This is a genomic window from Psychrobacter sp. PL15 (assembly GCF_035984995.1).
In the GTDB taxonomy this organism is placed as follows: Bacteria; Pseudomonadota; Gammaproteobacteria; order Pseudomonadales; family Moraxellaceae; genus Psychrobacter.
Map to the genome: position 1 here is coordinate 73,795 of NZ_JAXCIB010000006.1, position 15,157 is coordinate 88,951.

The window sequence follows — 15,157 nt, forward strand, 5'->3', positions numbered from 1 at the left end:
AGGCTAATATTTAATTAAAAATACAGATCTGACAAATCCTCTGAAGTTAATGATTTAACTCGCTTATCTGCTTATGCTACAATGCCATTGTTAATCGAATATTGGGTCATCGTTGCACACGCACGATGGCCTTCTCTTTTTGCCGATGGAAAAGTGAGCGTTCAGTGGATACTGAAATTATCAAAATTATTTTAGCCTTTATGGTGCTGATCAATCCATTTAGCGCTCTGACGTTATTTTTGGATTTGACCCGCGGCTACTCGATGATTGATCGACGCAAAGTGGCGCGTATTGCTTGCCTGACTATTTTTATTACCATTAGCTTCTTTACTGTGGCCGGCGAGACCCTGCTTAATCTGCTGGGTATCTCAATTGGTTCGTTCCAGATGGCGGGTGGTATTTTAGTCTTTCTAATTGCCATTAATATGATGAATGGTGAGGGTAACCCGGTTAAGCCTGATGCTGACAACTTCGACGTTGACCACATTCAAGACCGGCCGCCCAGTACCGCTTCGGCCGTCGTACCACTGGCCATTCCGATGATGATTGGCCCAGGTGGTATCTCAACCGTTATTATTTACTCGTCACAAACTTCTGGCATCCTACGAGTGTCTGCGGTAATTATCGCGGGCTTATTGATTAGTATCTTTTGTTATCTGGCCTTGATGGCGGCCGGACGTATCAGTCGCGTGCTGGGCGATACTGGGCTTAACATCATGAGTCGGATTATGGGCATGTTACTGGCTGCGGTCGCTATTGAGATTATCGTCAGTGGCCTACGCACGCTATTTCCTGATTTAATATAGCTGTGATCTGCTAACCAGAGGCAAGGTTGATGAAATGACCTTGAAAAAACTCACCCCAATAACACTGTGCCGTCCCTAAATCTATGTATGTTTCCCACTTTTTATTCTGCAAATAGCAGTTTTAATAGCCGTGCGTATTACTCCTCCCTGCAGTCCTCCTAGTCGTAAAACCAATACCTAAAAATGGCATTCATGAGAATATGTTATAATAGGGCTCATTTATCGTTAGCGGGAGCTGATTTTGAGTAAGACAAAAATTGCTATTTTAGGTGCAGGTCCAAGCGGTTTGGCACAATTAAGGGCTTTTGAAGCGGCTCGATTGGCCGGTGTTAAAGATTTGCCAGAGATAGTTTGTTATGAAAAACAAAATGATATCGGCGGGATGTGGAACTATACCTGGCGCACTGGTTTAGATAAGCACGGCGAACCAGTACACGGCAGCATGTATCGTTATCTGTGGTCGAATGGCCCCAAAGAATGCTTAGAGTTTGCAGATTATTCGTTTGAAGAACATTTTGGTCAACCAATTCCGTCGTACCCGCCACGTGAAGTGTTAAAAGACTACATCATGGGGCGCATTAATAACCAAGACATTCGCAAATATATTCGCTTTGAATGCCCTGTACGCTGGGTTACCTTTGATGATGATACCCAAAAGTTCACAGTGACGGTCATGAACCATAAAACGGGTGAGCAAGAAACCAATGAATTTGATTATGTGGTGGTGGCGACTGGTCATTTCTCAACGCCCAACATGCCCTATTTTAAAGGCCTAGAAGAATATCCTGGCCGAGTAATGCATGCCCACGACTTCCGCGATGCCTTAGAGTTCAAAGACCAAGATATTTTATTGATTGGTAGCAGTTACTCCGCCGAAGATATTGGCACCCAGTGTTATAAGTACGGTACCAACTCAGTGACTATCAGCTATCGTAGTAACCCGATAGGTTATGACTGGCCTGATGGCATTAGTGAAGTGCCGCTACTGACCCATTTTGAAGGCGATGTCGCGCATTTCGTCGATGGCACCAGCCAACGTTTTGATGCGGTGATTATGTGCACCGGCTATCTGTTCCATTTCCGCTTTATGCCTGATGAGTTGCGCTTGCAAACCCATAACTGCTTGTACCCGGCTAATCTATACAAGGGTATCTTTTGGCAGCCGAATCCCAAGCTAATTTATCTTGGCATGCAAGATCAATACTTCACCTTTAATATGTTCGATGCCCAAGCTTGGTATGTGCGCGATGTTATTTTAGAGGATATTAAATTGCCGGATTTAGCCACCCGTCAAGCAGATGAACAACACTGGCTAGCGGACTATGCGCAGGTGAATAGTGCTTATGAAGAGATAGATTTCCAAGCGAGCTATATCCGTGATTTAACCAATGCGACCGATTACCCTGAGTTTGCAGTAGAAAAGCAAGGCGAAATCTTTAAGCAGTGGAAGAAGGATAAGACCGCCAACATTATGAGCTTTAGAGAAAAAGCGTTCCGCTCTACCTTAACCGGCACTTTAGCGCCTAAATTACCGGTGCCTTGGTTGGATATTCTTGATGATTCACTAGAGCATTTTTTGAACTTATCATTTATCGAAAGTAAAAAGACCAAAAAAGCCTCATAAATACTGTTGAGTCATTTTATATAGTCTGCTAAATCTTAAATTGAATAAACCAGATCAAGCCAAACACCTCAATATTAAGTGTTTGGCTTTTTTAGCTCTGATATAAATGCCATGCCAAGTACAGCATCAATATGCCTACTAAAGCATCGAGTATATTCCAGGCTTTTGGCTTGGCAAATAATGGCCTAAGCAGACGGGCACCATAGCCTAAGGCAAAGAAGAATAAAAATGAAGCACTGACCGCGCCACTGGCAAATACTAATTTACTACTGGCGCCGGTTGAAACCATGCCTACTAAGACCAATGTATCTAGGTAGACGTGCGGATTGAGCCAGGTAAAGCCGAAGCATAACAGCAGCGCTTTTTTTAAGCTGGTGACCACTTGTCCGTCAGCAGTCAGTGCATGAGACAAGCGCATACTGGCATACAAGCTCTGCAGGCCATAGCCGAGCAAAAATATCACGCCAGCGAGTTTGGCCACAGTGACCACTTGCGGATAGCGGGCGGTCACTGCGCCGAACCCTGCGACGCCAGCAGAAATTAATAAGGCATCACTAACGGCACAAAATAGACAAATGAAGAAGATATGTTCACGCTTGAGCCCTTGTTTGAGGACAAAGGCATTTTGCGAGCCAATCGCGATAATCAGCGTTAACCCTAATAATAGACCCGAAAAATAATCAGTGGCATTCATAATAATTTACTTAATATTTAAGCAGCAAAACACTGACGTTTGCTTACTGGTAGACTGGTAAAAAGCTGTTAAGATAAGCTATCGAGTAATTGAGTGCAATAGTAATAAATAGGTAAGGGGCAGAGTAGGTCATGGTCATAAGTTTGACGAGAATGCTACAGTCATTTGGGCAAGCACAAGATGACCTGCCAACCACGGCAGCTAAAAATGCCAAGCAGGCGGCGACTAATGCCACTAATAATAGTGCAAATGGTAACAATCATAGAAATAGGGGTGTCGATGCGGCACAATCAAATACTGCTCAAGAAACAGCCATACCACAAAATACTGGCGAGTTGCCGCTTAATGCCCCACAGCAGGTTGACCGTATTTGTGATGCGTTAGCACAGGTGAATGATATTCGTTCGCCAACCCCGCTTACCGATCGCTATTTAGCCAATCGGGCGCAGATGGTATGGCCCAATCGCCCGCCTTTTAACCCGGATACCCTATGGTATCTCAAACATGGACGCTGCCCTATCATGACCGAACTTGTCGATGTGGTTGATGAGGCCACCCTAAATGCGATGCCTATTGAAGCCGTAGCGGTCTTAGACCGAATCAATGGCAAGCTCAAACGTTATCGTGACTGGAGCCATGAGCTCAATGAACAACAGCAGCAACAGCACAATGAGCGGCAGTTTGCCATTGACAAGCTGGTGAACGAAAGCATTCCAGAAGCGCTACATCATTATGAGCAGCTGCTACGCTTTAGTCCGCACCGTACCAAGAACAACAAGGTACAAGGCAATATGACCGCCGGTGGCATGCTGACGGACTTATTCTTAGAGATTGATTATGAGCTGGATGAGCTACTAGATCAGCTGCATCAAACGGTCATGAATAGCCTAGCCTCTACCCATCGTTATGTTAAGAGTCGCACCAAAAGCTAAGCTTGGTTTCATTCGAGTTTTAACAAGGACACCATAATGACCCAAATAACCGCCATGCTAGTGATGTTTGTATTGTACGGCGTGCTACCGGCAGCTGGCTTGTATCTAGGCTATCGTGGGATCAAAAAGGTCACGGCACCCAAGATGCTGGAATACAAGGCCATGCCGCAACTGGGTTATATCCCCGAAAAAAGCTTACCGGAAGTGATCAAAAGCTCACTGGCTGAGATCAATCAAAAAGGTGAAAAGCTACGGGTGATTTATGGCGATACCAATAATGATGGCAAAATCGATGACAAAGACACCGTCAACGAAACCTATATCATGATTCAAAACTTAATGGATACTCATATCCCGCAAGCAGTGGCCGACTATCGACGCTTACATGACCTAGATGGTGGCCATGTTGATACCACTAAGATAAAACATTCTGATGTCACGGGCAAAGAGGCGCTACTAGAAGTACTGGGTACCATTAACACCCAGTTTGACGACCTGCTGACTGCTTCTTATCATCAGGATGGCCAAAAGCTACTGGTGACCCATCGCTATCTACAACAGCGTTTTGAGAATCCATCATCCAATGCGCCGCTGCAACAGCTTACCAATGATTCTGCTAATAACAATAATCCTGCTAATAACAATGATCCTGCTAATAACAATGAGACGGTTATCGACAAAACTTTATAGTCAAAATACCCCTAGATTAACACACCAAGTGCAACGCTAAATGATGTTAAAGAATATCTGATTCGGTGTTTTGAATCCCAATCGCCAATACGGGATCGGTCTTCGACTACTTGCGGACGCTTATGAATAGAGACCCTGTCATTGATGCGACCACGAGTCTCGTCAGTCAGCCTTTGACGGTAAGGTTTGGCTTTACGTCTTAAACACTGCCATAACCCGCCACCTTGTCTTTTGTCTGTCCACAGGTAGCGATAGATACTCATGTGGCTGATACCGCCATGGACGCCTGCTATTTGTTCCGGACTCCATTGTAACTTTAGCTTAGCAATGACCCAATCCCAGACGTTTGAGACAATAGTGAAGGCGTTGTTTGCTCGCCGCGCTTTAGCCGTTGTGTGGGCATGCTTTGGCCGGTAACCTCGTAGGCTTTTATTGCGTCTAAGCTCTCTTGATATGGTGCTAGAACTTCTATTTAATTCGCCTACTATAAATTTAATGCTGTGGCTTGCCTCTTTAAGGGCATAAATCTGATATCGCTCCCCTAGGCTTAGATGTGTATAGCGCATCTAGGCCTCTTTTTCACCTGCTGTTTGAAATTGCACTTCACGTGTTAATCTAAATACCTTAAAAACGCTAGGGTACTGCTAGTATGACGATAAATATATTCTATATTTTATATATAATTAGTTTAACTTTAATATATAATTATTTTTATTTTAAGATACAATCATTTTTATTTTAAGATACAATCATTTTGTTTGTTATTACAGTAAAATGTAACTTAACGTTAACAAAACTATAGCAAGCGTTTCATATTAGATAGATTTAAACATCAATAGATTTAAACATTAATATACGAATACTTTTGCCATCGTTTAATTACTCATGCAGTTATTTTCTAAGGGTGAAACAATGACATTACAAACGCTAAAGCGAATGTTGTTTTATAGAGTAGTGGTTTTAGGTGTATTTCTAAAAATCCCACTATCAGCTAAGGCCATGAACTTAGTAGTTTCTACAAATTTAGCAGAAAATGGGGATATGTCAGATCAGTTCCACCTTGGTTCAATGTATGAAAATAGCAAAGGTGTTCACCAAAATTTTGCTATAGCAATTAAATGGTATCAGAAGGCTGCTAATCAAGGTCATGCTGACGCTCAGTTCCGTCTTGGATCAATGTATGAGAATGCCAAAGGTGTTCAGCAAGACTACTCTATAGTAGTCAAGTGGTATCAGAAGGCCGCTAACCAAGGGCACATTAAATCTCAATTCAAGCTTGGGTCCATGTATGAGAACGCCAAAGGCATCCAGCAAGACCTTACCATAGCAACTAAATGGTATCGTAAGGCAGCTGACCAAGGTCATGCTGACTCCCAGTTCCATATCGGGTTAATGTATAGGAACGGACTTGGGGTTCCACAAGACTACTCTATGGCAGTTGAATGGTTTCAAAAGGCGGCTGATCAAGGCCACATTAGATCTCAGTCAAATCTTGGCTTGATGCATAAGAATGGATTCGGGACGTCTCAAGATTTTCTTATGGCAGTGGCATGGTTCCAAAAAGCAGCTAACCAAGGCCATGCTGACTCTCAATTCAATCTTGGGCTGATGTATGAGAATGGATTCGGTATCACTCAAGATATTTCTGCGGCAGCGCAGTGGTATGAAAAGGCAGTCAATCAAAATCACCTATCAGCACGAATCAGCCTTGGAGAAATATACTCGAGTGGCCAAGGCGCTCTACAAAACTATACCAAAGCACTTGAGCTGTTTCAAAAGGCAGCGGAACAAGGAAGTCATTCAGCTGAATTTAATTTAGGACTTATGCATCTTGAAGGATATGGTGTGCGCCAAAGCAAAGTGATAGCAAAAGAATGGTTTGGTAAATCTTGCGACAATGGGAATCAATGTGCCTGTGATCGATATAAAATACTAAATACAGAAGAAAAATAGCAAGTATTAACCCATAGCCATCGATATTTTGACAATTAGATAGGCGTTTGAACAAGTAAACCGTGAACTTCGAAACAATCCCAGGTGAGCTGCCGTTAAGTTATGATGAGTAGCGGAATAGTGACGGAATAGTGACGGACTTTGGGATGGGCTTATAGATGCAGGATTCACAGACATGAGCATATTATTAGGTGTGGGTATTGCTACTACGATTGTTATCCTTTATTTGGGTAAAAAGGGCTGGCAAGCATTACATAGCGCAGTTGGCATTACTCCAGGGGTGCTGACTTATCAAGACCCCAACGCGCCTCTATCATTGCCTAACCTGACTTGGCAGCAGCTCACCTTGAATAGCCAGCACCTGAGTGTGTTATCAGACCACCAGCTGCGTCAGTTACAGCACATTGATAATAAAGTAGCGACTTATCAGCGTTATCAGCTAGACTCCCAAGCACAACACCGAACGCCAGCGCTGACTGAGCAGCAATTTGTGCTGCACAAGCTGTTACAGTTACGGTTACCAGAAATGTTAGCCAGTCATTATCATTTAGCAGGGGTTAATGGAGGTGCTGAGGCCACTAATAATAAACGCACTGAGGCTGAGCAACTCTTACAAGACGCCTTGAATAATATTGACAGCCGTTTAGATGAATTATTAGAGCAGGTAGACAGCCAGCACTTGCAGGACTTACGGGTAATGAAGAAATATATAGACAGTCATAATAGCTAAAGGGTTATAACGCGCCATAAAAAAGCTGCCAGCGATATGTAATCGCTGGCAGCTTTTTTATGTTTGAACATCGTTCGGCTAGCAAAAATTTTCTCGCTTGCTGTGTGGCGATGCCACTCCAGAGGCTACAAAAATTTCCCCCAGCCTTACGATAACCATTTTGACTTAGTGTAAAGCCGACTGACTATAGCAGGGGTTTATCTTAACGGCGATTGTTGCGATCAGGGGTGTTACGCGTACCACGATTGGCTGGCTTGGTACTGTCGCTAGATTTTGGACCCTCGTTAGGCTTGGGCTTTTTATTATGACCGCTGTCGCTACGGCGCGCTTTAAGGGGCTTATTTTTAATACGTTCTTGCTTGTCTTTGGCGGCGCCGTGTAGACCCGTACCATAACGTGGACGCATGCTGACCAAGTCGGTTAAGGTATTGATGTCTTTTCTATCCAACTCTAAGAAGCGACCGGTACGCAGCTCTTTTGGTAGCGCGATGCCGCCGTAGCTTGTGCGTAATAGCCGGCTAACTTTCAGGCTTTGTGATTCAAATAGACGGCGTACTTCACGGTTACGGCCTTCTTTTAGCTTGACGTGATACCACTTATTGACCCCTTCGCCGCCGCCTTCTTTGATATCTTCAAAGTGGGCCATGCCATCTTCTAGCATGACGCCAGTAGTCATGTTACGGGCGATATCTGGTGTGACTTCACCCAATACGCGTACGGCGTATTCACGGGTCACTTCACCAGAGGGATGCATCAAGCGATGGGCCATCTCACCATCATTGGTAAATAACAATAACCCGGTAGAGTTAATATCCAAGCGACCGACCATCACCCAGCGATCGTGGGTCAGTTTAGGCAAGCGTTCAAACACGGTTGGACGACCTTCTGGGTCACTAGCAGAGCAGACTTCGCCCTCAGGCTTGTAGTAAGCCAAGACCCGGCGGCGCTTTTCATGTTCAGAGGTATATTTAATCTGACGGCCATCGACGCGAATCTCGTCGCCTTGCTCAACTCGATCACCGATGGTGGCAGGCGCATTATTGACCGTTACACGGCCCGATTTGATGACTTCTTCCATCTGACGGCGTGAGCCAAGACCCATACGGGCGAGGGCTTTTTGTAATTTTTCATCTTTCATAATGATATCCTGGAGTCGGTTAGGGCTACATTTCTCAATGTAGGAATTTTGGTAAGGTAATTTACAGCCGCTATTCTACGCTATTTATGAGGGCCTATCAGTAAATCTGTACATTATTATGAGCTATTTTCATCCGCTCTATTCGAAATTATTATTCTTATCTTGTCTTTGATAACGATTAATTAAGCTCATCTTTACAGTAATTCTAAAATTTTAATCATTGGCCGATAAAACACTGCTGGATGCCGATAAAAGGTAAAAAATAGATTATTTATTAAACCTTTATGCTAGTATGCAGATATTTTGTAGACGTTGAGAAGTAAGCATAGAGATTCGTATATTTTTTATAGTAAATATATGAATTTATTATAGTGAATATTATTATTTGTTTTACTGAATATATGTATTTTAGTCGTGCTAGAGTTTATAAGGTCAAGGTTATGTATCAGTCTTCCAAGGTTCTTTTGTCAACACTTGTATTACTAGCGACCCTGCTCTCTGGTTGTGCCACCACCACTATTAACTCTGGATTACAAGCTGGCGACTTGCCACCTAATGGCGCGTTTACAGCGGCCAATGGCATACAATTTAATGTCCAGCCTTTAAGCCTAGCCACGCTACCGCCTAAGCAAGTAGTGGTACCTAGCAGTGACTTGTCTCGTTTGATAAAATCCTCTGGCCGAGTCGATTATCGTATCGCGCAAGGCGATATTCTAAGCATCTTCTTGATTGGCTATCCTGATATCACCCCGCCTAATGTTGGTAATAGTACCAATCCGTATGCCTCTGGCTTCCCAGTAGATCAACAAGGCTTCGTCCAATTTCCATTAATAGGGCGTATTAAAGCCAGTGGTCTAAGTGTGCCGCAATTTACCGCCAATCTACGTGGACAGTTGCAGCGCTATCTCAAATACTCTGACCCGCAAGTAAAAATTATTAACTATCGCGGCAATAAGTTTTTTATTGATGGTGAGGTCAAGCAGCCTGGCGAGTTTAGTATTGACGATGCGCCTATCTCATTGTACAGCGCTATTTCTATGGCAGGTGGGGCAATGCCCACTGGTGATTCGAACAACATCATCTTGAATCGTAACGGCGTTAGCTACAACCTAGGATTGAAGTCACTACGACAAATGGGTGCCTCAGCCAATCAAATCTATTTGCGAGATGGCGATTCTATTCATGTCAACAGTCAAAGCCGCAATAGAGTCTATGTGCTAGGTGAGTTCGGACAAGTGGAACCGGTGCCTATCCTGGAGCAAGGAATAAGCTTGGCGCAAGTATTAGGCGAGTCTAAAGGTCTTGATTCAAATACAGCCAATGCGTCTAAGATATATGTGGTGCGTGACAGTGCTAATAATCCAGCCTATCCGCTCACCAATATCTATTATGTAGACATGCAGACCCTTACTAGCTTTGCGTTAGCCAATCGCTTTGAGATGCAACCCAATGATATTGTTTATGTTGATCCCACTGGCTTGACCCGTTGGAATCGGGTTATCAGCTCGCTATTGCCATCTACCTCTACAATTAGAAGTTTTTCACGCTTATAGGTGTAATAACTATGGCATTCGAACATATTTTAGTGGTTTGCGTGGGTAATATCTGCCGTAGCCCGATAGCTGACGCTCTACTGAGTGATCGTTATCCACAAAAACATATCGATTCTGCGGGTCTGTCGGCAGTCGTTGACCACCCCGCTGATGACAAAGCATTAGCAGTGATGACAGAACATAACTCAGTCGTCAATGCAAGTATGAGTAACCATATCGCTAAGCAAATTAGCGAAGAACTAGTATCAAAGGCAGATCTTATTTTGACCATGTCCACCAGCCAGAGTAAATGGATTGAAGCGCAGTGGCCACAGTGCCGTGGCAAAGCCTTCAGAATTGGCCATTGGATTGATAAAGATATTGCCGACCCTTATGGGCATGCTGAATCATCATTTGAGATTGCTAGGCAAGGTATTATTGATAGCTTGGACCAGTGGTTTAACAAAATTAGTTGAGTCGTGAATATTTATGAGTACAAATTCAAATAATCTATCAAAGCCTAGTGCTGAAAAAGACGACGAAATCGACTTGTTGGCCTTGCTACTAGTATTACTACGCGGCTGGAAAGTGGTGGTTTTTTTTGCGCTATTGGGTTTGGCTATTGGGGTGCTATACAGCCGCTATGTCAACCCTACTTTTAAGTCAGATGCGCTGATTCAGATTGACGACAAGTCACAAGGGATCTCGGCGCTGGGTGAAAACATCTCTGAGCTGGTCGGGTCTGAAGACAGCAAAGCGCAGACTGAAACTGAGCTGATTAAGTCGCGCATGATACTCAAGCCAGTTGTAGACCTGCTGCACCTAGACATTCGCTTAAGCGATCCATCAGTCAACTCTATAGATAGAATAAAAAACAATCGCACGGAAACCCAAGTCAATACTCCTGAAGGGGTGGCACTTGAAACCGAAGACGGACGCGTGCAAGTCAGTCAATTCAACGTCTCACAAGATTATCTCAATCGACCTTTCACCTTGGTTCGTTCTGGCACTGATGGCTTTGTACTCAGCAATGAATTTGATGACTTCACAGGCCAGTTCAATCAACTGCATCGCTTCCGAGGCTCAGACGGTATTGTAGAAATTACCGTTACTGACTTACCCAATACGCAACACCCGATTACCATTGCCAAGCAGTCATTGCAGACCATCACTAATAATATTAATGGTGCCCTATCAGTAGTAGAAAAAGGCAAGCAGACCGGTATTATTCAGCTGTCTTTTACGGGTGCCAACCAACAGCAAGTCAGCTTAATATTAAAAGAAATCATTATTTCTTATATCGATCAGAACCAATCACGGGGCTCTGAAGAGACCACTAAAACCCTGACCTTTATGGAAAGCCAAATTCCAGCGCTAAAACAAAAGCTAGAGGCCTCTGAAGCGATATTCAACGAGTTCCGTAAACAGTACGGTACCATCGATGTCGGTAAAGAAGCAGAATTACTGTTGACAGAAAACGCCCAAATTGACGCGCAACTGAATGAGCTAAAGCTCAAAAGAGCGGATCTGACTACCTACTATACCGAAGAGCATCCGCTAGTCATTCAAATCAATGATCAGCTCGACGTGCTAAACGCTAGAAAGCAAGTGATAAACGATAAAATCGCTGGGTTACCTGAAATACAAAGAGAGTTTTTAAAGTTATCAGAAGATACGGGCATCAATAGAGAAATTTATCTCACCATGCTCAAAAATTACGAGCAGTTAAAAATTGTCAAAGCCGGCCAAATTGGTTTTGCACGTGTTATTGATTTACCCATTAATACTTTTAAAGCCATTGCCCCGAAAAAAGCATTAATAATACTACTGGCAGCGATGCTAGGGGCGATGCTAGGTACCATGCTGGTATTACTCAAAAACCTGCTTAGAAATGTGGTCAAAGACCCTGATCGTCTAGAAGCAAAGACAGGGGTACCAGTGATTGCCACGATTCCACGCTCGCCCTCATTATCCCGGCTATCAAAGAATAAAAAATCGCCAAATCGCCTGCTGGCTTATGTTGATCACAATAGCTTGAGCTACGAAGCGATCAAAAGCTTAAGAACGCATCTGATGTTTGGCATGCCAACCGAAGGCAAGGCCGGTCAGCGCGCTAAGGTCATACTCATCTCAGGTGAGAGCCCAGGGGTGGGCAAGTCGTTTATTGCTGCCAATCTAACAGAGGTATTCGCGCAACTTAATAAAAAGGTGTTAGTCATAGATGCGGACATGCGCATGGGCGGGTTGCATCAGATGTTTAGTGTAGATGAAAGCACTGGTCTGGCAGATTATTTGTCACAGCACGATGACACGGCGCAAAACAATCTTGATAGTGGGCAAGCTGCCAATACTATCGTTGACTTTATTCATCCGACTACCATGGATCATATTGATTTTATGCCTCGCGGTCAGCAGCCACACAATCCAACCTCATTGTTGGCCGGCGATAAGTTTGGCAATCTGATGTCACAGCTGAATGCGCATTACGATTATATTATCATTGACTCCCCACCGATATTGGCCGCGTCAGATGCGGTTATATTGTCACAATATGCGGATAAAGTACTGATGGTCACGCGCTATGACAGCTCGATAGAAGGGCAGTTAGTCTATGCTATCAATCAGCTGGCCAAAGCTCAGGTACAGGTAGATGGCATCATCCTTAATGATGTGCAACAGGGTCTGACCAGTAAATATAGCTATCATTACAGCTATGCCTACGGCAATAACAAATAGTCAGTCGTCAATCAATTGAGCGTTATATCTATGAGTTCAGATCTTAATCCTACTTATCATAGCTCTGCCACCAGTGTTAACAACAGTGTTGATAGCATTGATGGTAGCACTGATGGTAGCGATAGCGTGGGCAATGCCAATAACGCTAGCAAGTCGACCAGTCGGCTACAGCGCTTTGCTGAGCGCTTATTAGCGCTGCCGCGGCCGGTTAAAAAAGGCATTTTGATCAGTGCTGATTTTGTCATGGCAGGGGTCTGTCTTTATTTTGCGTTGGCCTTAAGATTTGGTTATATGGACAACCATATTAGCCCAATAGCCTTAGCACTTTATGCACTGATGCCTATTATAGGCCTGTATGCTATCGGCTTTTACAAGGGTGTGGCCAGGGTGTTTTTTGATACCGTTATGCGTAGTGTTTTACAGATGTTAGTGGTGTTGATCATTATCTATGAAGCCATTCTTTATTTTGAGTGGATGCCTCGCATACCACGTTCAGTGCCTATTTTTTATCTGTTCTTATTCTTTATGTGGCTTTGGAACAGTCGTCTGACCATTAGAGAGCTATTAACCCGCTGGCAGGGTCATTTACCACAGCGCCGTAGTAAACGTGCTGACTATGACAATGTAGTGATCTATGGTGCAGGCAGTGCTGGTAGAGAGTTGTTCGAAGGCTTAGGCGACTCGCATAAGTATAATGTGGTGGCTTTTATCGATGACAATCCGCACTTGACCGGTGGCTATATTTTGGGCAAAAGGGTCTATGCCGCGCATGAACTGATTAATATCGTTGATAAGCTAGATATCGCGCAAATATTTTTAGCCATGCCGTCTATTAGCCGTGCGCACAAAAGACAGATTATAGATAAGCTGGCCGATATTTCTATCAAGATTAAAGAGTTGCCCAGTTTGCACGAGCTTGCGGATGACAAGGTCACGGTCAGTCACATGCGTAAGATAGACATATTGGATGTGTTAGATCGGCAAACAGTCGAGCCAGATGAGCGGCTACTACAAAAAAACATCACCAATAAATGTGTGCTGGTCACGGGTGCAGGGGGCTCTATCGGTAGCGAGCTGTGTCGACAGATTATAAAAAATAAGCCCAAGTGCTTGGTACTGTATGAGCTGTCCGAATTTGCCCTATACAGTATTCATCAGGAGCTGCTAGCAAAGCAGGCCAATAATCCCATTTATCAGCATATCGAGATCGTCGCGGTCATTGGTAATGTGACTAACGAAGCCAATCTGATTAGACTATTTAGCCTGCATCAGATACAGACCGTCTATCACGCAGCTGCCTATAAACACGTGCCTATCGTCGAGCACAACCCCTTTGAAGGGGTCATCAATAACAGCAAGGGTACCTATCACTGCGCTCGCGCGGCTATTCAGGCCCAGGTTGAGACCTTTGTATTGATTTCGACTGACAAGGCGGTGCGGCCAACCAATGTGATGGGTGCGTCCAAGCGCTTAGCAGAGCTGGTCTGTCAGGGACTAAGCAAAACTAACAGCCAAACTAACAGCCAAACTCGGATCAGCATGGTGCGCTTTGGTAATGTTCTGGGCTCATCCGGCTCGGTCGTACCGTTATTTACCAAGCAAATAGAAAAAGGACAAGCAATCACCGTTACTCATCCTGATGTCACACGTTACTTTATGACTATTCCAGAAGCCGCTAACCTGGTCATTCAAGCGGGTGCAATGGCAGCGGGTGGTGAAGTGTTTGTGCTGAATATGGGCGCGCCGGTCAAAATCGTCGATCTGGCGCGGCGGATGATTCATTTGAGTGGCAATGAGCCCAAAGACGCAAACTACCCTGATGGCGACATCGAGATTGTCTTTACCGGACTACGGCCAGGTGAAAAGCTCTATGAAGAGCTGATCATCGGTGAAGACAACGTTGAGGATACCTCGCATCCCTTGATCATGCAGGCGATGGAGCATAGCTTCCCGTTAACTGATATTGAACAGACCTTGTCTGAGCTCACCAAAAAAGCACAACAGCATGATGTCGATTGGCTAAAACAAAGGTTTAAGCATTTCGTAGCCGGTTATCAGGAAGGGACACCGATTACAGTGTCTGAGAAATCCAAACAACATACCATCACAGCAATCAAAAAGGTTGGTTAACAGGACATTATGATAAATATCAATAATATTAAGATAGCGGTGATTGGCTATAACGGCCGCTATTGAGCTTAGATGAAAATACAGCGACTTCGCAGCTTGTATCTGAAATATTAGAAATAACAAAATGTTTATAAGGCTTTTAAATTGACTTATAGTTTCTCTAAATTATTATACATTCTGGCTAAAGGTTTT

The 15,157-nt window shown here is 44.0% G+C and carries 13 protein-coding genes; 10 read left to right on the forward strand and 3 right to left on the reverse strand.

Annotation, left to right across the window (positions count from 1 at the left end):
• Positions 1-164: 164 nt before the first annotated feature.
• Both RCH20_RS06900 and RCH20_RS06905 read left to right on the forward strand, forming a co-directional pair.
• Entirely contained in the window at positions 165-806 is a 642-nt protein-coding gene (locus RCH20_RS06900) for a MarC family protein (protein ID WP_209958377.1), read from the forward strand.
• Between the two features lie 241 nt (positions 807-1,047).
• A complete protein-coding gene (locus tag RCH20_RS06905) occupies positions 1,048-2,430 on the forward strand; it encodes an NAD(P)/FAD-dependent oxidoreductase (RefSeq protein WP_327193052.1) in 1,383 nt (460 codons plus the stop codon).
• 91 nt (positions 2,431-2,521) lie between these two features.
• Here RCH20_RS06905 and RCH20_RS06910 read toward each other — a convergent pair whose 3' ends face one another.
• Positions 2,522-3,124 carry a LysE/ArgO family amino acid transporter gene (locus RCH20_RS06910; protein WP_327193053.1) on the reverse strand — a complete coding sequence of 201 codons (603 nt, stop codon included), beginning with the start codon at positions 3,122-3,124 and terminating at the stop codon, positions 2,522-2,524.
• Between the two features lie 152 nt (positions 3,125-3,276).
• On the opposite strand from RCH20_RS06910, the gene RCH20_RS06915 reads away from it, so the two are divergent.
• Positions 3,277-4,056, forward strand: coding sequence for a hypothetical protein (locus tag RCH20_RS06915; protein WP_327193054.1), 780 nt, complete (start codon positions 3,277-3,279; stop codon positions 4,054-4,056).
• A gap of 36 nt (positions 4,057-4,092) precedes the next feature.
• Positions 4,093-4,746, forward strand: a complete 654-nt coding sequence (locus tag RCH20_RS06920; RefSeq protein WP_327193055.1) for a hypothetical protein — start codon at positions 4,093-4,095, stop codon at positions 4,744-4,746.
• An 11-nt stretch (positions 4,747-4,757) separates the two neighbouring features.
• On the opposite strand, the gene RCH20_RS06925 is transcribed toward RCH20_RS06920, so the two are convergent.
• Entirely contained in the window at positions 4,758-5,312 is a 555-nt protein-coding gene (locus tag RCH20_RS06925) for an IS30 family transposase (RefSeq protein WP_327193056.1), read from the reverse strand.
• A gap of 346 nt (positions 5,313-5,658) precedes the next feature.
• Between RCH20_RS06925 and RCH20_RS06930 the strand changes: the two genes are divergently transcribed.
• Both RCH20_RS06930 and RCH20_RS06935 read left to right on the forward strand, forming a co-directional pair.
• Entirely contained in the window at positions 5,659-6,699 is a 1,041-nt protein-coding gene (locus RCH20_RS06930) for an SEL1-like repeat protein (RefSeq protein WP_327193057.1), read from the forward strand.
• A gap of 175 nt (positions 6,700-6,874) precedes the next feature.
• Positions 6,875-7,429, forward strand: a complete 555-nt coding sequence (locus tag RCH20_RS06935; protein ID WP_327193058.1) for a hypothetical protein — start codon at positions 6,875-6,877, stop codon at positions 7,427-7,429.
• A gap of 202 nt (positions 7,430-7,631) precedes the next feature.
• On the opposite strand, the gene rluB is transcribed toward RCH20_RS06935, so the two are convergent.
• Positions 7,632-8,567: a 23S rRNA pseudouridine(2605) synthase RluB gene (gene rluB, locus RCH20_RS06940; RefSeq protein WP_327193059.1), complete on the reverse strand. Its 936-nt coding sequence runs from the start codon at positions 8,565-8,567 to the stop codon at positions 7,632-7,634.
• 440 nt (positions 8,568-9,007) lie between these two features.
• Here rluB and RCH20_RS06945 point away from each other — a divergent pair, with 440 nt between their 5' ends.
• The 4 genes from RCH20_RS06945 to RCH20_RS06960 are packed head-to-tail and all read left to right on the forward strand — an operon-like array spanning position 9,008 to position 14,965.
• On the forward strand, positions 9,008-10,120 hold the full coding sequence (locus tag RCH20_RS06945; protein WP_327193060.1) for a polysaccharide biosynthesis/export family protein: 1,113 nt from the start codon (positions 9,008-9,010) through the stop codon (positions 10,118-10,120).
• Positions 10,121-10,131: 11 nt separating this feature from the next.
• Positions 10,132-10,575 (forward strand): low molecular weight protein-tyrosine-phosphatase, encoded by a 444-nt coding sequence (locus tag RCH20_RS06950; protein ID WP_327193061.1) that lies wholly within the window; start codon positions 10,132-10,134, stop codon positions 10,573-10,575.
• Between the two features lie 13 nt (positions 10,576-10,588).
• Positions 10,589-12,835: a polysaccharide biosynthesis tyrosine autokinase gene (locus tag RCH20_RS06955; protein WP_327193062.1), complete on the forward strand. Its 2,247-nt coding sequence runs from the start codon at positions 10,589-10,591 to the stop codon at positions 12,833-12,835.
• Positions 12,836-12,865: 30 nt separating this feature from the next.
• Complete coding sequence (locus tag RCH20_RS06960) at positions 12,866-14,965, forward strand: polysaccharide biosynthesis protein (RefSeq protein ID WP_327193063.1); 2,100 nt, start codon at positions 12,866-12,868, stop codon at positions 14,963-14,965.
• The last annotated feature ends 192 nt before the right edge of the window (positions 14,966-15,157 follow it).

What these genes read in the sequence shown, in the direction of transcription:
- RCH20_RS06910 (WP_327193053.1), bottom strand. Translation starts at nt 3,124, where the DNA reads ATGAATGCCACTGATTATTTTTCGGGTCTATTATTAGGGTTAACGCTG.
- RCH20_RS06915 (WP_327193054.1), top strand. Translation starts at nt 3,277, where the DNA reads ATGCTACAGTCATTTGGGCAAGCACAAGATGACCTGCCAACCACGGCA.
- RCH20_RS06920 (WP_327193055.1), top strand. Translation starts at nt 4,093, where the DNA reads ATGACCCAAATAACCGCCATGCTAGTGATGTTTGTATTGTACGGCGTG.
- RCH20_RS06925 (WP_327193056.1), bottom strand. Translation starts at nt 5,312, where the DNA reads ATGCGCTATACACATCTAAGCCTAGGGGAGCGATATCAGATTTATGCC.
- RCH20_RS06930 (WP_327193057.1), top strand. Translation starts at nt 5,659, where the DNA reads ATGACATTACAAACGCTAAAGCGAATGTTGTTTTATAGAGTAGTGGTT.
- RCH20_RS06935 (WP_327193058.1), top strand. Translation starts at nt 6,875, where the DNA reads ATGAGCATATTATTAGGTGTGGGTATTGCTACTACGATTGTTATCCTT.
- rluB (WP_327193059.1), bottom strand. Translation starts at nt 8,567, where the DNA reads ATGAAAGATGAAAAATTACAAAAAGCCCTCGCCCGTATGGGTCTTGGC.
- RCH20_RS06945 (WP_327193060.1), top strand. Translation starts at nt 9,008, where the DNA reads ATGTATCAGTCTTCCAAGGTTCTTTTGTCAACACTTGTATTACTAGCG.
- RCH20_RS06950 (WP_327193061.1), top strand. Translation starts at nt 10,132, where the DNA reads ATGGCATTCGAACATATTTTAGTGGTTTGCGTGGGTAATATCTGCCGT.
- RCH20_RS06955 (WP_327193062.1), top strand. Translation starts at nt 10,589, where the DNA reads ATGAGTACAAATTCAAATAATCTATCAAAGCCTAGTGCTGAAAAAGAC.
- RCH20_RS06960 (WP_327193063.1), top strand. Translation starts at nt 12,866, where the DNA reads ATGAGTTCAGATCTTAATCCTACTTATCATAGCTCTGCCACCAGTGTT.